Source organism: Chryseobacterium sp. StRB126, assembly GCF_000829375.1.
GTDB lineage: Bacteria > Bacteroidota > Bacteroidia > Flavobacteriales > Weeksellaceae > Chryseobacterium.
In genome coordinates, this window is sequence record NZ_AP014624.1 from 5467857 (window position 1) to 5487810 (window position 19954).

General features: G+C 36.2%; 16 protein-coding genes. 1 reads left to right on the forward strand and 15 read right to left on the reverse strand.

Features of this window, described 5'->3' with window-relative positions; genetic code table 11:
* Nucleotides 1–41 precede the first annotated feature (41 nt).
* A complete protein-coding gene (locus tag CHSO_RS24630) occupies nucleotides 42–647 on the forward strand; it encodes a DUF4126 domain-containing protein (protein WP_045501548.1) in 606 nt (201 codons plus the stop codon).
* Between the two features lie 48 nt (nucleotides 648–695).
* Here CHSO_RS24630 and CHSO_RS25250 read toward each other — a convergent pair whose 3' ends face one another.
* The 15 genes from CHSO_RS25250 to CHSO_RS24705 all read right to left on the reverse strand — a co-directional run bounded on the left by CHSO_RS25250 (nucleotide 696) and on the right by CHSO_RS24705 (nucleotide 19841).
* Nucleotides 696–2801: a tetratricopeptide repeat protein gene (locus CHSO_RS25250; protein WP_052480719.1), complete on the reverse strand. Its 2106-nt coding sequence runs from the start codon at nucleotides 2799–2801 to the stop codon at nucleotides 696–698.
* Between the two features lies 1 nt (nucleotide 2802).
* Entirely contained in the window at nucleotides 2803–3354 is a 552-nt protein-coding gene (locus CHSO_RS24640; protein WP_045503382.1) for an LptE family protein, read from the reverse strand.
* A complete protein-coding gene (locus CHSO_RS24645) occupies nucleotides 3344–4048 on the reverse strand; it encodes a hypothetical protein (protein ID WP_045501549.1) in 705 nt (234 codons plus the stop codon). The genes CHSO_RS24640 and CHSO_RS24645 overlap by 11 nt, the downstream gene beginning before the upstream one ends.
* 15 nt (nucleotides 4049–4063) lie before the next feature.
* Nucleotides 4064–5350 carry a sigma-54 interaction domain-containing protein gene (locus tag CHSO_RS24650; protein ID WP_045501551.1) on the reverse strand — a complete coding sequence of 429 codons (1287 nt, stop codon included), beginning with the start codon at nucleotides 5348–5350 and terminating at the stop codon, nucleotides 4064–4066.
* 36 nt (nucleotides 5351–5386) lie between these two features.
* Entirely contained in the window at nucleotides 5387–6184 is a 798-nt protein-coding gene (locus CHSO_RS24655; RefSeq protein WP_045501553.1) for a tetratricopeptide repeat protein, read from the reverse strand.
* Nucleotides 6156–6671, reverse strand: a complete 516-nt coding sequence (locus CHSO_RS24660) for a hypothetical protein (RefSeq protein ID WP_045501555.1) — start codon at nucleotides 6669–6671, stop codon at nucleotides 6156–6158. Before CHSO_RS24660 ends, CHSO_RS24655 begins: the two co-directional genes overlap by 29 nt.
* Before the next feature lie 9 nt (nucleotides 6672–6680).
* The gene (gene miaB / locus CHSO_RS24665) at nucleotides 6681–8117 is read right to left on the reverse strand and encodes a tRNA (N6-isopentenyl adenosine(37)-C2)-methylthiotransferase MiaB (RefSeq protein ID WP_045501557.1); all 1437 of its coding nucleotides are present in this window, start codon (nucleotides 8115–8117) and stop codon (nucleotides 6681–6683) included.
* A gap of 171 nt (nucleotides 8118–8288) precedes the next feature.
* Complete coding sequence (locus CHSO_RS24670; protein ID WP_045501559.1) at nucleotides 8289–8702, reverse strand: energy transducer TonB; 414 nt, start codon at nucleotides 8700–8702, stop codon at nucleotides 8289–8291.
* Nucleotides 8703–8748: 46 nt separating this feature from the next.
* Entirely contained in the window at nucleotides 8749–9228 is a 480-nt protein-coding gene (locus tag CHSO_RS24675) for an energy transducer TonB (protein ID WP_045501561.1), read from the reverse strand.
* Between the two features lie 136 nt (nucleotides 9229–9364).
* The gene (locus tag CHSO_RS24680; RefSeq protein ID WP_045501563.1) at nucleotides 9365–11098 is read right to left on the reverse strand and encodes a thiamine pyrophosphate-dependent enzyme; all 1734 of its coding nucleotides are present in this window, start codon (nucleotides 11096–11098) and stop codon (nucleotides 9365–9367) included.
* A 330-nt stretch (nucleotides 11099–11428) separates the two neighbouring features.
* A complete protein-coding gene (lysA, locus tag CHSO_RS24685; RefSeq protein ID WP_171817687.1) occupies nucleotides 11429–12631 on the reverse strand; it encodes a diaminopimelate decarboxylase in 1203 nt (400 codons plus the stop codon).
* 259 nt (nucleotides 12632–12890) lie between these two features.
* Nucleotides 12891–14114 carry a PolC-type DNA polymerase III gene (locus CHSO_RS24690; RefSeq protein ID WP_045501574.1) on the reverse strand — a complete coding sequence of 408 codons (1224 nt, stop codon included), beginning with the start codon at nucleotides 14112–14114 and terminating at the stop codon, nucleotides 12891–12893.
* 152 nt (nucleotides 14115–14266) lie between these two features.
* Complete coding sequence (locus tag CHSO_RS24695; RefSeq protein ID WP_045501576.1) at nucleotides 14267–16699, reverse strand: delta-60 repeat domain-containing protein; 2433 nt, start codon at nucleotides 16697–16699, stop codon at nucleotides 14267–14269.
* 6 nt (nucleotides 16700–16705) lie between these two features.
* Nucleotides 16706–18244, reverse strand: coding sequence for a T9SS type A sorting domain-containing protein (locus tag CHSO_RS24700; protein ID WP_144429033.1), 1539 nt, complete (start codon nucleotides 18242–18244; stop codon nucleotides 16706–16708).
* 70 nt (nucleotides 18245–18314) lie between these two features.
* Nucleotides 18315–19841: a helicase HerA-like domain-containing protein gene (locus tag CHSO_RS24705; protein WP_045501581.1), complete on the reverse strand. Its 1527-nt coding sequence runs from the start codon at nucleotides 19839–19841 to the stop codon at nucleotides 18315–18317.
* Between the last annotated feature and the right edge of the window lie 113 nt (nucleotides 19842–19954).

Sequence of the window (19954 nt, forward strand, 5' to 3'; positions counted from 1 at the left end):
TTTTTGTAGTTTTATAGGAAACAATAAATCTGAAAATTAATATGTTGGATCAAGTTCCCTATTTTTCGTATGTCATCAGTGCCTTTATTGGCATTGGACTATCTGCTGCTACCGGCTTCAGGGTTTTTCTTCCTCTGTTCGCCGTAAGTCTTGCGTCTTATTTTCATTGGATTCCAATGAGTGAAAGTTTTGAATGGCTGGCGGGCTTGCCTGCGCTCATCACTACAGGAATCGCAACGGTTGTTGAAATTTTAGCTTATTATATTCCATTCGTAGATCATTTACTGGATACTGTTTCTGTTCCTATGGCCACTGTAGCAGGCTCTATCTTATTCGCCAGCCAGTTTGCCGAATTAGGAACCTTTCCGCAATGGGCACTGGCTTTAATTGCAGGCGGAGGAACGGCTGCGACCATAAGCTCCGGTTTTGCAGGAATACGGGCCGCTTCTACTGCCACCACAGGAGGATTGGGAAACTCTGTCGTGGGAACTACTGAAACAGCAGGAGCCGGTATTATGACTGTACTTGCAATGGTAGCACCTATTATTGCAGCTATTCTAGCCATTATCTTATTGGTTGTGGTAGTTGTATATGGACGAAAAGCATGGAGGAAGCTCAGGGGTAAAAAAACCGCTTCCACTGAATAAAAAAATAAAAGGTACAGTCCCATAGAGCTGTACCTTTTATTTTATATCTTAGTTTTTACTTCTAAAATCTTTGATCTCTTTAATTCTGGTTTCGAAATATTCTTTCTTTTCCGGATGTTTTTTAATCAGTATTCCAAATGCTTTAATTGCTTTAGCATATAGTTTCTGTTCGAAATAAAGATTAGCCAATGTTTCAGTCATCAAATGGGAAATATCATCATTCTTTTCTTTGACAACATAGGTACTTTCCTCTCTCAGCTGACTGATCCTAGGATTGTTTTCAATAAAGGCTTCAATCGCTTTTTCTTTGACCTCCTCTTTCTCTTTTTCAACCTCGTCTGTTCTGCCGATTTTCAGCCAGCTCTGCCATGTATTGATAAATCCTGGAACGTTGCTGTTAATTGGAGACTGGGGAATACTTTCTACTACTGCTTCCTTCATTGGTTCTTCTTTTATAGGCTCTTCTTTAGTTTCCTTTGATTCTCCTACTTTCAAACTCGAAATATCTGTACCAAAGAATGAAACATTCATTACCGGAACTTCTCCATCCTTCTGAGGAACGGCTTCAGGAGTTTCAGGTTGTTCTTCCTCTTTTTCTACAGAAACGTCTTCCACAGAAAGTTCTGTTAGTGTTTCAGGTTCTTCAACAACCTCTATATTTTCAGCTTTTGTCTCTGTAGAAGGCACTTCCAATACTTCAGGAATATTTACTACAGGAACAACGGTTTCTGCCGGTTTATTAATTAAAGAATCTGGTACATTAGATTCAAGGCTCATAGGCTTCCATGCTGCCTGAACTTCACGAACAGGTTCTTCTACAACTTCTTCTTTTGTAACGTCTACTTCCGGCTCTATATGCACAGCCACTTCTGCCAGTACCTTCTCTTCTTTTATCTCGTCCGTTTCTTCTGAGCTTTCCTGATCAGTTGACCAGAAATGGAAACTTTGTGTCTCTGCGAAGCTTATCTCATGATCTTCAACAGCTTCCGGCTCTACCTGTTCTTCTTGTTGAGCAGATTTAGTTTCCTTCATCTTTTTCTCAACCTCTTCGATCAGACGCCTCATTTCATCCTCATGCTTATTTACATTGAGTACAGGAGTTTCAATACCTTCAGTAACCTTATCATTATTAGCCTGAATTTTAACATCTGGCAAGAAGGCCTCTGTTCCATGGAAACTTAACTCTGCATTCGTCTCATCAGCGATTTGTTCTTCAACTTCAGAAACAGGAGCTTCTTCATCAGCAATCGCTTCAGCATCTTCTGTTAGAACATCAGCTATGCTTTCTTCAACAACTGCTTCCGGTAATAAGGGCTCTGCCTCCTCAAAATTCAGGTCTTTATCTTCTTTAGTTTCAGAAACAGGAACTTCTTCATCAGCACTGGCTTCATCATCTTCTATTGGAACTTCCACAGTATTTTCTTCTACGCCCGCTTCTGGTAATAAAGCCTCGGTTCCTTCAAAACTCAGATTTTCCTCTTCTTCAACTTTTTCCTCTACCACTTCTGAAGTAATCTGATCTTCATTAATAACAGTCTCCGGGGTAAAGTTTTCTCCAGTACTTTCTTCTATTTCTTCTTGAACCGACACCGCCGTTTCCGGTTCAGATTTCTGGGTTACAAGCGTTCCTGATTCTAATGTAGATTCAAAATCTATCGTTTCAGAATTTTTTTCATTCAGGAAGTTCTCTTCGCCTTCAAAAAGAATTCTATTACGTTCTCCATTTACATAGAGATGTTTAACTTCCTGTGCTGTTTGTAATATGCATATTTCTTTGTCTTCTGCCTCTTCTTTTTCAGGAGCAGGAGCCGTTTCTTCTCTTTTTATCGGGAAGCCTTTAACATTATAGTTGTATTTTACAGGCTTTTCAGCTGCTATTACAGATGGCTTATCTTCAGGTAATTCCTTTTTTATTTCCTGCTGAATTTTCCCATTTATCAGCTGATAAAGAATTTTTTTATCAGTGGTATAAGCTGCTGTTATCGAAAGTTCTTTCTGATAGTTTTCCTTTTCATACAAGTGTACTCCATACAGATGAAGTGCCCTGATATTTTGAATATAGGGAAATGCATGAATCTCTTCCTTCAAAAGGCCAAGGTCTTCTGACTGAATATTTTTCGGATTTTTTATTAATTCTAAAACTCTGGGATTCATCTTACCAATTCGCTACAATGTCGTTAAAAATCTTATTAATAATTCTTTCTGTCACAATCTTAACCTGAGAACTTTCGATCTCATTCTGTGATAAGCTACTGTTAAAAGCTGCTTCATCCGAATACGTTCTGTCAAAACTTGAGTCTGGATGTACTTTATTTTCATAATGTACTTTTACAGTAATTGTAAGTTTATTCTGAGCCTGCTGTACCACTCCCCCGGCAGGGTTTGTCTGCGTATTGGAGCTGATGGTAGTAGGCGTAATGGCATAATCTGAAATTTCTCCTTCTATCAGAATATCAGGATTTGTTTTTGTTCCTTTCAGAGTGGTTCTCTGTACAAACCTGTTCTGAATATCTGTTGAAAACTGTTGGGACAATGTTGGGTTTACAAGAGATGCATTGTTCGGGAACTCATTGATCTGAACTGTTTTTTCGTCTGTAAGAGATGATCCGGTAAAGCTATAGCATGAGTTTAATACTCCCAGCAAAACAAAGAGCACCATCATTCGCAATGGCTGTTTCGGACTGATATTTTTAATTTTAAAATTCATTTTTAGATCCAATTTCAGTGATTTCATCAAATTCAATTTGTTGAATAGCATCTTCGTAAGCAAAATAATTAGCAGTATATACAAATGGAATGGTAAGAAAAATTCCGATCCCACAAGCAAGAACACCGATCTGAGCTAAAAGGCCGATTACAAATGAGAAAAGAAGAATTGATATAAGATTTCCTTTGGTCATTACCTTTGAAATATTCCAGGCTGTTTTTAAATCTTTAATTCCTTTAAGACTGATTAAAGGGGTAATGTAGAACGCTTTTAACGCAAAATAATAGATCGCTATCATTACTACAAGTATATAGGGAAACATAAAAAACGCTGCCATCGGGTTAGGATCATCATTACCAGACAATGCTCCTGTTAATGCCAATACAATAATCAGCGGAATGTAAATGATTAAAACGGCTCCAAAAATAATGAGCTGCAAAATAAAATAAGGCATAAAGTCTTTAAAGTCGAAAATATCTCCGGGGCTAGCAACCTGGTTTTTATTCAATTTTTGAAGATATTTGTACATGTTGCCCATGGCCAGCATTCCACAAAAAGGGATGATTGACATGATAATGCACACTAAAAATGCAACAAAAATATTTCCAAAATCTTTTTTTAAGAATTCGAACCCACTGTTAATATATGGTCCGAATTTAAAATTAATCGGCTTAGGTTTTAAATTTACATTCATACTTATTGTGCTTTACTAATCTTCCAGATTATACTGTTTTATTTTTCTATATAAAGTTCTCTGTGAAATTCCAAGCTCGTCTGCAGCTCTGTTCCTTCTTCCTTTATGCTTTTCCAGTGCTTTGATAATCAAATCCTTTTCATTATTCTGAAGAGAGAGTGATTCCGGTCTGTTTTCTTCTACTTCAATATCCTCAATATCTTCGTAGCTGTCATCCGGGCTAGAAATAATGGTAGGCGTCTGTACTGCCGGCGCGTCATTATTCTCAAAATACAGTAAAGAGCCTGAGTTTATTTGCGGCTGAGTTTCAGGAGTATAAATTCTGTTAATCAGATTTTTCTCATGATTACTTAGATCTGCTGTTCCTCTGTTCTTTATCAATTCCGAAGTTAAGGATTTTAAATCATTAATATCGTTTCTCATATCGAAGAGGATCTTATACATGATTTCTCTTTCGCTTCCGAAATCATTTTGTTTTGGGCTATTCTGATTATTTACCACCATGGGAAGGTGGGTTTCCATCGGAATATATTCTGCAAGCTTTTCTGCAGTGATATTTCTGTTTCTTTCCACAACGGTCATCTGCTCAACAAGATTCCTTAATTGGCGGACGTTACCCGGGAAAGCGTAATTTTCTATATAATGAACGGCACTTTGCTCCAGTTCCAGTTCAGGCATTCTGTATTTTTCTGCAAAATCTATTGCAAATTTTCTGAACAGCAAATGGATATCTCCTTTTCTTTCTCTTAAAGGCGGCATATCAATCTGAACGGTATTCAAACGGTAAAACAGGTCTTCACGGAATCTTCCGTCATGGATGGCCTTCATCATGTTAACGTTAGTAGCTGCTACAATTCTTACATTGGTTTTTTGCACCTGTGAAGATCCTACTTTCATAAATTCGCCACTCTCCAGTACTCTTAAAAGACGAACCTGCGTCTGTAAAGGAAGTTCTCCTACCTCATCCAAGAAGATGGTTCCGCCGTCTGCTACCTCAAAATATCCTTTTCTGGTGGCAGTAGCTCCCGTAAAAGCCCCTTTTTCGTGCCCAAATAATTCTGAGTCTATTGTTCCTTCCGGAATAGCTCCACAATTGACAACAATATAGGGTTGATGCTTTCTTCTGGATTCCGAATGGATGATCTTCGGAATAAATTCTTTCCCTACTCCACTTTCTCCGATAACAAGGACGGAAATGTCTGTAGGGGCAACCTGTATCGATTTTTCCAGGGCCCTGTTGAGTGCCGGAAAGTTCCCGATAATTCCGAAGCGGTTTTTTATGTTTTGTAACTCGTTGCTCATAAGTAAATTTTTGATTATTGATTAAATGTTACTATTCTACAGTTCTTCCATCTGCTGTCTGTAGACTTTGTTAAAATGATGAGTATAGACATCTTTCATAGTCTTTCCTTCATCATACGTTTTTAAGGCTAACATTTTCAAATCCAAATAATCTTTGTTTCTAATTTTAGAAACTTTACTTTTAAAGTATATATTCTCAGCAAAATTGTATTCTTTGCTTTGTTTTTCAAAATTTTCAAGGGCTTTATCATATTTACCCAGCTCAAAATAAGTGACGCCAAGCTGGTAATGATCGAACATGCCTTTTACATATCCTCTTGTGGCCAGCAGCCGTTCAATAATTCCGGTTGCTTTTTCCTTCTGCCCTAAAGCACTGTAGGACATAGCTTTTACTACATCCAGATTATAATCTCCGTTCTGCGACCTTCCTAAGTCTTCCGGATAATATTTTTTAAGCTCTTCCAGATCCAGAATAGCTCCTTTATAGTCTCTTAAAAACTGAAACTTGCACCAACCTCTATACCCCAGATGTTTTTTGGGATCTAAAGCAACGGCTTTATCAATCAGAATTTTCCAGGTTGCAAAATCTCCGTTTTTGAGATAAGGGACTGCTTTCTCCATATAAGCACTGGAGAAATCCGGGCACAGCTCTATTGCTTTATCAAAGCCTTCCTGAGATGCCTTAAAGCCTTGTAAATCTGAAGCTGTGTTGTAAAGTTCACAGGCTTTTTTGCAGTCCTCACCCTCTATTGCGTTACAGTTAACCTGTGCAATAGTATTGGTGTACACTATAAGTAACAAAAAGCTAAGGTAATACCTCTGAAACTTTTCCATCTTCAATTTTATAGGTTAAATACTGATAGTAATCTACTTTTAAACCTTCTATCTCTTTCGGCATCCAGCCATTTAATGATTTTGTGAACTCCAACAGCTTATTTTCCAGTTCTTCATCCAAAACAACATCTTTCAAATCTGAATCCATATGCTTGAGTCTGAACAGGCCTGTTTTTCCTTCACAATTTACTAAAAATCTAACGGTAATATACCCGTTGACTTTCTTTTCTGAATATATATTTTCTTTTTTAAGTTTTTCTTTGACAGCAATTTTTTCTCCTTTATAATCGAACATCTTGGGTCCATGATAATATTGAAAACTGAAAGGTCTGTCTTTTCCTGCTCCACATTTCTTAAAGCCTGCTTCATCCAGCCTATCATCAAAAGCTATATCACCCACGGTATCCGGATATTTACTTGTTTTTTTTTCTGCCTGACATGAAAACAGAGCAAAAGAAAATAAGGTAAAAAGATAAACCGCTTTCAAAACTTATATTTATTCTGTGATTTTCCCTAAAAGTGTGCCTTGGGTGTTATCATATACAAAAACGTCCACAATGTCACCTATTTGCTGCCCTTCAAGCTTATCGAAGACACAAACTGCATTCTGAGAGTTTCTTCCTTTCCATTGGTTCTGATTCTTTTTGGAAGTTCCTTCGATCAAAATCTGATGAACTCTTCCTACATAAGACTCCATTCTCATTCTGGAAAGCTCTCCCTGAAGCGCAATCACCTCAGCAAGACGTCTCTGCTTTACATCAGCCGGAATGTTATCTTCCATTTTTTTATGAGCCGGAGTTCCCGGTCTTTCTGAGTAAGCGAACATATAACCGTAATCATATTCCACTTCTCTCATCAGGCTTAATGTATCCTGGTGATCTTCTTCTGTTTCATTACAGAATCCAACAATCATATCCTGAGAGAAGGCTACTTCAGGAACAATTTCCTTAGCTTTTCTGATCAGTTCAAGATATTCTTCACGGGTATGCTGTCTGTTCATTGCTTCAAGCATGTTGTTGCTTCCACTCTGAACAGGAAGGTGTACATATTTACAGATGTTATCGTGCTTTGCCATCATTTTGAATACATCTAGGCTCATATCCTGAGGATTTGATGTAGAGAATCTGATTCTCATTTCCGGAACTGCCTTAGCAACCAAATCTAATAACTGAGCAAAATTAACGGCTGTTGCTTTCTGCATTTCAGATGCTTTGGCAAAGTCTTTTTTAGGACCACCACCATACCACAGGTAAGAGTCTACGTTCTGTCCTAAAAGAGTAATTTCTTTATAACCGTTATTTGCAAGGTCTTTACATTCGTCGATAATGGAGTGTGGATCACGGCTTCTTTCTCTTCCTCTGGTAAATGGGACTACGCAGAATGTACACATGTTATCACAACCTCTCGTTATAGTAACAAAAGCTGTAACTCCGTTTCCGCCTAAACGAACCGGATTAATATCTGCATAGGTTTCTTCTTTGGAAAGAATTACATTGATGGCATCTCTACCATCGTCTGTTTCCTTTAATAGGTTTGGCAAATCTCTATAAGCATCTGGTCCCACGACAAGATCCACCAATTGCTCTTCTTCTAAGAATTTGGTTTTTAATCTTTCCGCCATACACCCCAAAACACCTACCGTCATGTTCGGTTTTTCTTTCTTAAGATTTTTGAACTGGGAAAGACGCATTCTAACCGTCTGCTCTGCTTTCTCTCGGATAGAACAGGTATTTAACAGAATCAAATCAGCTTCTTCAACTTTCATTGTTGTGTTATATCCTTGTTCATTAAGAATAGAAGCAACAATTTCGGAATCCGAGAAGTTCATCTGACAGCCATAGCTTTCTAAAAACAGTTTTTTAGAATTCTCGGGTCTTTCGGCAATAGCAAATGCTTCGCCCTGTTTTGTTTCGTCTATATATTTTTCCTGCACGATAATCAATTTAAGGTTCGGGGTTAAAACACAGGAATTCTTTCCGTGAATTTTAAACTACGAACAGATGAGTCTGCAAAGATACAAAATATTGTGACAGAATGGCAGGAGGATTATTATGATCTGTTAAACTCATGAAGAGCAATTATTTTCCTTTCTCAAAATTAGGTATTAATCTCCGTGGTCAAAATGGTCTGAAGTAAAGTTAATTTTGATAATCTTCTTAGAAATTACCGGCTGCCCATCCTTCATTGCAGGTTTCCATTTCTTCTTTACTTTTTTAATGGCAAACTTCATGTCATCAATAAACATCTCGCTATTCTTCACTTTGGGTAATACATCAAGATTTTCTACTTTACCACTCGTATTCACATCAAAAACAAAAACAAATTTTCCGTTTACTGCATATTTTTTCAAATCAATATAGGCATGGATCATCTGTAAAAATTCTTTGGTAAAAGCATCATCTCCTCCCGGAAATTCTGCATTTTGTGAAGTCATCACATCTTCTTTTGAAGCTGGTGATTGTTGTGAATATCCTATAAACCCAAAGAACAGGAACAGGATTACAATGTTTTTTTTCATGGTTATGATATAGTTATTAATCCAAAATATCTCTACAGTAATAGCTTTACATATCTATTGATAATGAAGAGAAATTCATTTTTACTTTCATTTCTGATTTTACCGGTTGTCCATTGCAAGTTGCAGGTTTCCAATTTCTTTTAATTCTTCTCACTACATATTGCATATCATCAAAGAAAGCTTCACTGTGTAAGACTTTTGGTGCCCCAACAGCATCTTTTACCTTTCCTGATTCATCGATTATTAAGGTAAATGTAAAATCTCCGCTCAATGTATAGAAATCTGCATTCAAATAGGTATACATATATTTATTAAGAATGTCTCTGTATGCTGAAGCTCCTCCTTCAAAAGCTGCAGGCTTAAAATCATTACACTTTACAGCAACTTGTAGAAAAGGTTCTTTAATATCTATTTTAAAAAGATTTTTATTATTTTCTACAATAAAGGAATCATCTCTGTCTTCAAGCTCCTGTGCAAAAGAAAAGTGGGCAAAACATAAGGCAAAAAATAAAAGTATCGTTCTCATAGCTTGATCTGTTCATTAAATTAATAAACAAAGGTAAATATTTAGCGGTCTTACCAAAAAGAAAAACTTCACACAATGTATGAAGTTTTATAAAAGAGGTTTCATATTTTGTTTACGAAAATTCTCAAAACCGCCTTTATAACAAGCCTTTAATGTGTTTATAATTACTTTTAACGGTTTCTAGCACCTCATCCATTTTTCCACCCAGCATTAACTGAGCCATAGATTTGGTCATTCCCAACACCTGATCCAGTTCAATTTTTGGAGGAAGAGCCAATGCATTAGGATTGGTAAAGATATTGAGAAGATAAGGTCCGTTATGCTCCAGGCATTCTTTAATGGCATTTTCTACTTCTTCAGGTTGATGTACATTTTTTCCGGGATACCCCATGGCCTGGGCCACTAATGCAAAATCCGGGTTAATCATATCTGTTTCATTATCTGGCATTCCTCCTACTTCCATTTCCAGTTTTACCATTCCCAGGGTTCTGTTATTGAATACAATCAGCTTTACAGGAAGCTTATATTGGAAAATGGTAGCCATGTCTCCTAACAACATGGATAAGCCACCATCCCCACACATGGCAATAATCTGCTTATCCGGATGTGATAAAGAAGCCCCAATAGCCATAGGCATAGCGTTGGCCATTGATCCGTGGTTAAAGGATCCCAGCATCTTTCGTTCTCCGGTTCCAGTAATAAATCTTGCTCCCCAAACGCAGCACATCCCGGTATCTACAGTAAATATGGCATCTTTTTTAGCTAACCTATCCAACGTATGGGCAACATACTCCGGCTGAATAGCATCTTCTTTTCCCGAGTCCTTCACATATTCCAGTTGATTTTCTTTTACTTTATCATAAAAGGCCAGCTGCTCATTGAGAAAGTCTACATCTGTTTTCTCATCCAGCAGAGGAAGCAAGGCCATAATGGTGTCTTTAATATCTCCTGTAAGACCTAATTCAAGTTTTGCTCTTCTTCCCAGCCTTTCCGGACTTTCATCAATCTGAACAATTTTATTTTTTACAGGCATAAATTTCTGATAAGGAAAATCGGTTCCCAGAAGGATGACAAGATCGGCTTCGTGCATTGCATGATAGGCAGAGGGAAAACCTAGTAAACCAGTAAGCCCGATCTCATTAGGATTATTAGGCTGAATGGCCATTTTTCCCCGGAATGAATAGCCAACAGGAGCTTTTAATAAATGAGATAACTTTATTACCTCAGCACTGGCTTCAGCAGCTCCTATCCCACAGTAAAGGGTTACTTTTTTACTTTCATTGATGAGTGTTGCCAGATTATTCAGTTCATTATCTGATGGTCTTATTACAGGATTGGTTCTAAAAATCTGGGTGGAAGTTGTTGCTTCCTGTGCATCAAGTTCTGAAACATCACCCGGAAGACCGATTACTGCTACTCCTTTTTTGGAAATAGCGTGCTGAATAGCTGTTTGAATGGTTCTCTGTACCTGCTCGGGACGTGTAATCATTTGATTATAATAACTGCAATCATCAAAGAGCTTTATGGTATTGGTCTCCTGAAAGTAATCCATTCCCATTTCGTCACTGGGAATCGTAGAAGCAATCACCAGCATTGGAACATGAGATTTGTGTGCTTCATATACTCCATTAATCAAATGAACGTGTCCCGGGCCACAGCTTCCTGCACATACGGCAAAGCCATCAAGCTCGGCTTCTGCGGCGGCGGCATAAGCTCCTACTTCTTCATGCCGTACATGTATCCATTGAATGCTGCTTTTCTTCACCGCAACATTTAGGTGATTGAGGCTGTCTCCTGTTACTGCATAAATTCTTTTCACATTGGCATTTTCGAGCATTTCAACAATTTGCTCTGCTATATTTTTAGCCATAATTTATAGATTTGGTAGTTATTTTTCTTTATAGTGCTTGGAATGCATCTATCCCAAGCCTATCAAATTTAGCTAATTAATAGCAGAACTGAAGGGGATTCAGTATTAAAAAACTCGTAAATCTTTCATAATGTTCCAGATTTTAACACAGAGTTCACAAGATCCTTTAAAAATACACGATTTAAAAGAGAGCACAAAGCTCTTTTCCTTGGCAAAGAGAAGTTTCTTTGTAACTCAAAAAGCATATCGATACAAAACATTACAATCTTTGTATTAAAAATAAAAACGGCCATCCCAAGGGACAGCCGCTCACATATTATTTTCTATTGACTAGATAACCACTTCAATCTGGTTTCTTAGTAAGTCTTCAAATTCATCTCTTTTACGGATCAGATGAGCTTTTCCATCAAGGAATAGAACCTCAGCGGGCTTTAATCTTGAATTGAAGTTTGAACTCATTTCAAAACCATAAGCTCCTGCATTGTGGAATGCAAGAATATCCCCCTCTCTTACTTCATGTAATTTTCTATCCCATGCAAAGGTATCTGTCTCGCAGATGTTTCCTACCACAGTATAAATTCTTTCTGCTCCTTTTGGATTGGATAGATTTTCAATAGCGTGGTAAGAATCGTAGAACATTGGACGAATCAGGTGGTTAAATCCTGAATTTACCCCAACAAAAACGGTAGCCGTAGTTTGTTTGATTACATTAGCTTTTACTAATAGATATCCGCTTTTTCCTACTAAGAATTTTCCCGGTTCGAACCATAGTTCGAATTTTCTACCCGTTGTTTTTGCAAACTCACCTAAAACTTTTTCTACTTTTCTTCCTAATGTTTTAACATCAGTTTCTTCTTCACTATCCTGATAAGGAATTTTGAAACCACTTCCCATATCCAGATATTTCAGGTTAGGAAAATGCTCAGAAAGTTCAAGCATGATATCCAGTGCCTGAAGAAAAACCTCAGGATCTTTAATCTCACTTCCTGTATGCATATGAAGCCCTTCAACATTAAGGTTGGTACTCTTCATCACTCTTTCAATATGACGAAGCTGATGAATAGAAATTCCAAACTTACTGTCGATGTGACCTGTTGAAATTTTATAGTTCCCTCCAGCAAAGATATGTGGGTTGATTCTAACAAAAATAGGATAAGAATTTCCGTATTTATTTCCGAATTGCTCAAGAATGGAAATGTTATCAATGTTAATATGAACTCCGAATGTCATTGCTTCCTCTATTTCAGCTAAGTCAACACAATTGGGCGTAAATAATATTTTTTCTTTTGGAAATCCTGCCTTTAATCCTAATTTGACTTCATTAATAGATACACAATCCAAAGATGCACCCAGCTTCTTGACATATTTAAGGATATTGATGTTTGTCAACGCCTTCGCTGCATAGAAGAACTTAGTATGTTTTAAAAAAGAAGATGTAAGTTTTTCGTATTGAACTTTGATGGATTCAGCATCGTAAACGTACACTGGTGTGCCAAACTCATTGGCGATCTTTAATAATTCTTGTGAATTCATAATTTCATTTTAACATAAAAAAAGGCAGATTCTTAGAAAAAGAGCCTGCCACATTGATTATTTTTTATGCAAGACAAGTCTTTCAAATATTCCAAACCTTAGAGAACTTAACAGCTCCCTTTTTTCCAGTTTTTATTTGTTTAAAAATTTGCATTGCTTCTATTTATTTTTTGCAAAAATACTATTTATTTTTTATTCTGAGAAAATTGATTTGAAAAGTATCTTCTTTCTAATCAAAATTTAAGATCAAAATTTTTAATTATTTAGGCAGTGGCAACGTCTCAAAATCACCACGCAGAAGTGCTAGCTGCAGTTCATTGTTCAAATCTGTTGAAGACAGCTGAAGATCTATTTTTAATTTGGCAAGTTTACTTAGTGTCTGTATCTGCGTAAACAGTTCATAAAAACCAAACGACATTACCTTTCCGTTTTCAATAATTAAAAATAATTTCTCACCTAATCTTCTTCCGGTTCCCAACCAAAGTTCATTTCTTTTTCTGAATTCTATTGTTTGTTTCAATACCTCTACATCATTGTATTCTTCCTGAGCACCAATAAACTGAACCGCTTTTGTCCCTTGAGTAAATGATCTGAATTTCAGGATCGGTTTTTCAGTTTTATTCAGTTTGTTTTTTTCAACAACGTATTTATTGTTTCTGAAATAAAGACCGAATGGCAAAACTTCTTTTTTCTTAACATTTTTAGAATTCAGGATCAGCTTAGCAATAATATCCGTTCCGGCAAGCTCGAAATTGATTTGCTCAACACCCTTTTGAACCTGTTCCCATTTTTTGGACTTGGAATTGAATACTTTTTTGGAAAACTTATTGATATCCTGAACATAATCTGAGAAGATGATCCTTCCGCTCTCATCCTGAAAATACACAAATCCTTTATCGTTCGGAAGATCCTGTGTCAGGAGCTTGATCTTATTGATATAGGTTTTCGCATTGGTTTCATCGTGCTGTTTTTGAATAATCTCGTTCTCAGTATCTTTTGATACTAAAAGTTTAAACAGCTCCAGCGTTGCTCTGGCATCTCCGTCGGCTCTATGATGATTAGTCAAAGGAATCCCCAGTGATTTCACCAATTTACCCAAAGAATAACTTACTTCATCAGGAATTAGTTTTTTAGCTAGAGGAATTGTATCTAAAGTATTGATGTTAAAATCATAACCAAGCCTTTTAAACGATTGGCGAAGCATTCTGTAGTCGAAATCAATATTATGCCCTACCAATGTTGTGTTTTGGGTAATTTCAATAACTCTTTTGGCTATTTCATGAAATTTAGGAGCCGTTTTCACCATTTTTGGTGTGATACTGGTCAGCTTTTGTACAAAAGGAGTAATGTCTCCTTCCGGATTGACAAGGGATATAAACTGATCTGTAATTTTCTGCCCGTCATATCTGTAAATGGCGATATCTATAATGCATTCATTTCTATAACCTGCACCATTACTTTCTATGTCTATAATTGAATACATTGATTTCTATTAACTGCTGTGTTTATTATTAAAAGTTTTAGCTCTTTAATCCGATATTCTTTTCCCATCAGTAAGATAACCTGCTAAAATAGTAAAAAATATATCAAAACAAGTACCCAAAAAGCTTACCACTTAGGCACTAATATATAAATTTATTTCAATTTTTTGATTTTTGCGGTATAAGTTATTGCATTTCCAGTACTTCTATTCTTATTAAGTCCACCAATAATTATTTCGTTATTTGGAGTGATTCCCATAGCGCTTATATTTTCAAAAAAGTCATTAGGATTATCATCTTCCATATCGGAGAATACGCCGTCATTCTGGATACTGAAACTGGTATCTAAAGTACCATTCATATTTAATCTTATAACATATCCGTCGTTATCTATGAATAACTTTCTACGCTTTCCTGCAATCAACAGTTTATTATCACCCTGAACTGTAACAGAATAAAATTTCGTATCTGAATCTGCAGAATTGTAAGCATATTCGAAAATACCTCCATTGCCATATGATGTATCTAAAACACCTGTTGAGTTATATTTTTCTACGAGCAAAGTAGTATTGAAATTTTCATTTTTTTCTCTAATAATATAGACATTATTTAAATTATCCAGAACAACTTTCTTAAAACCAGAAGCTGAATTTGGAGAAAGAATTTCTACAGTTCCCATATTTCCGAAGCCTGCTACCGGATTCCCATCAAGATTGTATTGTTTAATGATTTTTTTATCCGTTGTAAAATCAATGGTTACAATTCTTTGAGTGCTTATGTCTACTTTAGTCAAATCAGCATCATATGAACCGTATTCTGAAATAACAGGGATATATTTGTTATTATTAGCAAATGAACCATCAATGGTTCCGTCTAAGTTATATTTGCACATTGCAGGACTTGAAAACTGAGTACCATATGAGGAATAATAGGCATACATTTTATTCTTTGAAGGGGAATAAATAATTTTATTGATATACCTCTGATCCGCACCTGTCAGGTTCTCAAATTGAAAATTATCTATAATTTTTCCATTATCATCTAAAATAACACTGTAACGCTGAGTATTGGTTCCATACACAAAAACATTGGCTACAACTTTGTTGTTGGGCAATATATCAAATTCACTTGTCCCCATTCCGGTAAAAGTTCCATTAATTCCGAAAGATACATCAGGCGTGCCGTTGCTCAGGTATCTTTTCAGCTGGTTCTGGTACAATACATAGATTTTCCCATCTTGTCTTACTTTAATGTTTTTTATCTCTGTGGCATAAGAAGAGCCACATTCAGAAGGAATTGCAGTCATACCATCTCCCAGCTTATTAAACTGAGTATAATTTCCGGTTGCTTCTCTGCAAAACCAATTGCCATACATTGTCATTGGACTCGTAAAGTTCCCTGCCGGCAAAACATCAAAAGCTCCACCAATCAGATAATCATCATAATAACTTAAGGTATTAACCGCCGGGCCATTAGCAAAAGTGCTCCCATCAGAATCAAATTCCCGATATAAAACATCTTTATATATCCCCGGCCTTTTATATCCTATTGCATAAATAATTTCCTGATTGCTTAAGTTTACCTTAGCATCTACATGATTTATTACATCTTCTTTAGTTCCTTCATCATAAGTAACTTTTCCTGCTCCACCAAAAGAGGTATCAAAACTACCATCTGCATTTAGCCTTACCAAAGCCGCATCAATATTAGAGAGTGTTCTTGTACAGGAGCCTCCCAGCATAATTTTACCATTATATAGAATTTTCATCACATTCAACTGGTCATTTTGGCCAAAGAAATCTATAGTTTTAATGCCATTAGTCCCAAAAGAAGCATCATAAGTTCCATCAGGATTCAGTCTTGCAATAAAGAAATCAGTTTGGCTTCCATTATTTGTTGTTCCGGCAATTAATATTTTATCATCTGAAAGAATTTTGAGGCTTTTAATTTCAGACTGGGTTCCTATCGGATAAAATATAAACCCTTTTTGATTAAAAGTTTTGTCTACATATCCATTAGCAAGATTATAGCGTACAATTACAGATTTATTTCCGGCCTTACCTCCTACCCAGATTTTGTTATTCTTGATATCAATGGTATGGGCTTCGTCATCGTCTGTAAAATCGGTAATCACCTTACTGTCTCTGTTAAACTTTTGTGACGGATCTAGCTTTGCTTCTTTTGCAAGAATTTTTACTACAGCAATACTTTTATTTTTTTTATCCTTTGAGTACCCCGCCAGATAAACATATGCTCCATAATGCTTGATTGCATTAGCTCTAGAACCTTCATCGCCAATAGAAACAAAAGCTTTATTATGATTTTTGCCATTATAGTAAAAGAAACGGTCTTTATAGACAAAACGTCCTTCTGCATTAGGGAAAGAAACATCTGCTCCTGGCCCTGCGTATCCTGCGGCAAAAACAGTGTCATTAGTATATTCAATGGCAGTCAGAATCTGCTTTTCATTATCATTTTCAACATAGCTGAACTGCCCAAGTCCAAAACTAGAATCAAGGATTCCCTGCTGAGAAAAAGCCAGCTGAGAAATCCCTAAAAAAAGGAATAATTGTAGATTTCTTTTCATTTTGTGTTATTTTTTTATAATCCTTACAGACTGAGAAAAGTCTTTAGCTTCATACTTTATTACGTAATTTCCTAACATCAGATCAGAAAGATCAGTTGACACTTTAGCATTGCGAGAATCGGAACTTTGTTTTTTCACCAGTTTTTCGGACATATCATACACTGAGACCTGAATAATCCCTGTAAGATTCTTATTCTCAGCAAACAAAAGATCTTTTACAGGATTAGGATACACATTAAGAATGTTGGTTTTATTAGATTTTGATTCATTTACATCCAGCGTAAGTGTTTTTAAAATTTTAAAAACCAGAAAATCATTATTTAATCGTCCTCCGCCATAAAGGCTTCCGTCTGGAGCCAACAATATACTTTCCAGATTCACAATATCATCTGAAGGAGAGTTCGGGTTTCCTGAATAAGTAAAATAATTGAACTTCCCCAGATTAGCAAACGTTGTATCCATCACTCCATCAAGACTATAACGAGTGACCCACATCGTATTATCTGCACCTATTTTTTCAGTTCCGGCAATGTATATCTTATTTCCATCAAGAACAATATCATTAATAATATACTTAGGAGTTAGATTACTGCACAACCATGGAGCTCCGATTGGGTTTACAAAAACGTTGGAGGCAGTCAATGTCTGTAAGTTAATTTTTAAAACTCTTTGATTACATTCCGTGACCTTATTAATAATATAAGCATAGGTATTGGAATCATCTACGAGCATTTTTTTGAAATATCCCGGATTATCATACATACTTGGAATATCATCATAATTGAAACTAGGATCAAGTGTGCCATCTTGATTGATCTTTTTTATAAAATTGTACCTTGTATTTCCTGAAGAGTTATTATTAACCTGCTTTTGGCTGTATCCTGTAATCAGAATTTTACCATCATTCAAAAGCTTAGCATCATTAATAATATCAAGTGAACCTATATTTATAGTGAGGGTTCCTTGATTACCGAACGAAAAATCAAAAAACCCATCTGAATTGTATTTTTCAATATAAAGGTCATCTCCATTCTGTCCGAAAACATAAATTTTATGGTCTGGTAAAACCAATAACTTCGTGTATGTTTTTTGACCGTATTCAAATTCCTGATTTCCATGAAAAGCAAAATTGGGATCTAAAATTCCATTTTGATCTATTTTAGTTAATCCTAATTCAGATAGAATCAAAAATGATCCATCGGCATAGGCGTAGACATCTTTGCTTGCACTAGTGTAATGATAAGAATCAAAATAATAATGGGCTTTTCCCTGATTTCCAAATGTAGAATTCAACCCAGAAGTAAAATTATGTTTCAGAACTCCCACACCACTTTCATAGTACTTGTAATCTTCTATTGCCACTCTCCCGAATGCATACAGGGCATTGTTAGAAAGCTTAATATTGGAAAGTTCATCGTAACTTTTAGATTTATAATCGGTTTGCAAAAAACCGGCATCGTTAAAATTTGAGTCTAGATACTGACTCTGCCCATGCGCTTTTGATAGGGATAGCGACATAAGCACAATAAATAATTGTATTCTCATATGCGTTTTAATTTGTGTTACTATAGATATATAAAAATAGGGAAAATTTCTTTTCCCTATTTTATTTTTATTATCTTCTTCTACCTCCCAAACCAAACATACCAAGAATAGCTTTCGCGCCTTCCCGCATTAATGTATTGGTAAAGGTTCTACCCGCCTGGCTTTGCAATACCTGTTCAAACATTCCCGGTTCTTCCTTTACCGGTTTTGTTCTTTGATTAGCTGTTGGGTTCTGAGCTGCCTGCTCCATTCTGTTGGTTAACATTTCATAAGCAGACTCTCTATCTATCGCCTGTTCATATTTAGCTACCATGGCTGAGCTGGACGTTAATTCTGTAATTTCAGCCTCACTCAGAACATCCATTCTTGACTCAGGAGAAATAAGATAAGTATGAACCAATGGTGTTGGAATCCCTTTTTCATCCAAAGCAGTTACAAATGCTTCACCGATTCCTAAATTCTGAATCAGATTGGAAGCGTTATAAAACTCTGTAGTTGGATAATTTTCAACAGCTTTGGAAATTTCTTTTTTATCTTTTGCTGTAAACCCTCTCAGAGCATGCTGTATTTTTAATCCTAATTGAGATAAAACGCTTTCCGGCACATCACCAGGAATCTGGGTAATAAAATAAATCCCTACCCCTTTTGATCGGATAAGTTTTACCATCGTTTCAATCTGTGAAAGAAGTGTTTTTGAAGCTTCATCAAAAAGTAAATGTGCTTCATCTATAAACAGCACCAACTTTGGTTTTCCACTATCTCCTTCCTCGGGGAAAGTCATATAGATTTCGGCAAAAAGAGAAAGCATAAAGGTAGAAAACAGCTGTGGCTTATTCTGAATGTCTGATACTCTTAAAATATTAACAACTCCTTTTCCATCTCTGATTTCCAGCAAATCCTGAACATCAAAACTCAACTCTCCAAAGAAGTCTCCCGCTCCCTGCTGCTCCAATGCTACAATAGATCTTAAAATAGCTCCCAATGAAGCCGGTGCTATTGATCCATAATTGGCCGCAAGTTCAGCTTTTCCCTGAGCGTTATCTGTTACATACTGAAGAACTTTCTTTAAATCTTTAAGATCAATCAAAGGAAGTCCTTTGTCATCACAATATTTAAAGACAATAGACATGATACTTTGCTGTGTATCATTAAGCTCAAGAATTTTACTTAATAAAACAGGACCGAATTCTGTTACGGTAGCTCTTAGCTTTATTCCTTTTCCTCCGGAAATGCTCATCAATTCTACAGGAAACCCTTGTGGGGTATAAGGAAGCTGAGTTTTTGCATACCTTTCTTCAATGATGGAATTCATCTGACCAGCTTCTGCAATTCCGGAAAAGTCACCTTTGATATCCAAAACTAATGACGGAATTCCTTGATGAGAAAGCTGCTCTGCAAATACCTGTAAAGTCTTGGTCTTTCCCGTTCCCGTTGCTCCGGCAATAAGCCCGTGACGGTTAATTGTTTTTAAAGGAATGGTTACATTCACTTCCGGAACCACCTCTCCGTCCAGCATTCCTTTTCCTAATATAATATGTTCTCCTTTTGGAGTGTATCTAGCATTTAATTCTTCAATAAATTGTGCTTTGTCTGCCATCTGATTGCTTTTTTAAACTTATAAATATAAAATTTTCTGTAAAATATTTTGTAATATTTCCTCTCTAACTTTTATTAATAGCCTGAGGAAACAGCTTTGCGGCTATTTAAGCA

Coding starts and splice junctions, on each gene's coding strand:
- CHSO_RS24670 (WP_045501559.1), bottom strand. CDS start 8,702: ATGAAAAAAAACATTGTAATCCTGTTCCTGTTCTTTGGGTTTATAGGA.
- CHSO_RS24700 (WP_144429033.1), bottom strand. CDS start 18,244: ATGAGAATACAATTATTTATTGTGCTTATGTCGCTATCCCTATCAAAA.
- CHSO_RS24705 (WP_045501581.1), bottom strand. CDS start 19,841: ATGGCAGACAAAGCACAATTTATTGAAGAATTAAATGCTAGATACACT.
- CHSO_RS24680 (WP_045501563.1), bottom strand. CDS start 11,098: ATGGCTAAAAATATAGCAGAGCAAATTGTTGAAATGCTCGAAAATGCC.
- lysA (WP_171817687.1), bottom strand. CDS start 12,631: ATGAATTCACAAGAATTATTAAAGATCGCCAATGAGTTTGGCACACCA.
- CHSO_RS25250 (WP_052480719.1), bottom strand. CDS start 2,801: ATGAATCCCAGAGTTTTAGAATTAATAAAAAATCCGAAAAATATTCAG.
- CHSO_RS24690 (WP_045501574.1), bottom strand. CDS start 14,114: ATGTATTCAATTATAGACATAGAAAGTAATGGTGCAGGTTATAGAAAT.
- CHSO_RS24630 (WP_045501548.1), top strand. CDS start 42: ATGTTGGATCAAGTTCCCTATTTTTCGTATGTCATCAGTGCCTTTATT.
- CHSO_RS24695 (WP_045501576.1), bottom strand. CDS start 16,699: ATGAAAAGAAATCTACAATTATTCCTTTTTTTAGGGATTTCTCAGCTG.
- CHSO_RS24655 (WP_045501553.1), bottom strand. CDS start 6,184: ATGGAAAAGTTTCAGAGGTATTACCTTAGCTTTTTGTTACTTATAGTG.
- CHSO_RS24640 (WP_045503382.1), bottom strand. CDS start 3,354: ATGAATTTTAAAATTAAAAATATCAGTCCGAAACAGCCATTGCGAATG.
- CHSO_RS24645 (WP_045501549.1), bottom strand. CDS start 4,048: ATGAATGTAAATTTAAAACCTAAGCCGATTAATTTTAAATTCGGACCA.
- CHSO_RS24650 (WP_045501551.1), bottom strand. CDS start 5,350: ATGAGCAACGAGTTACAAAACATAAAAAACCGCTTCGGAATTATCGGG.
- CHSO_RS24675 (WP_045501561.1), bottom strand. CDS start 9,228: ATGAGAACGATACTTTTATTTTTTGCCTTATGTTTTGCCCACTTTTCT.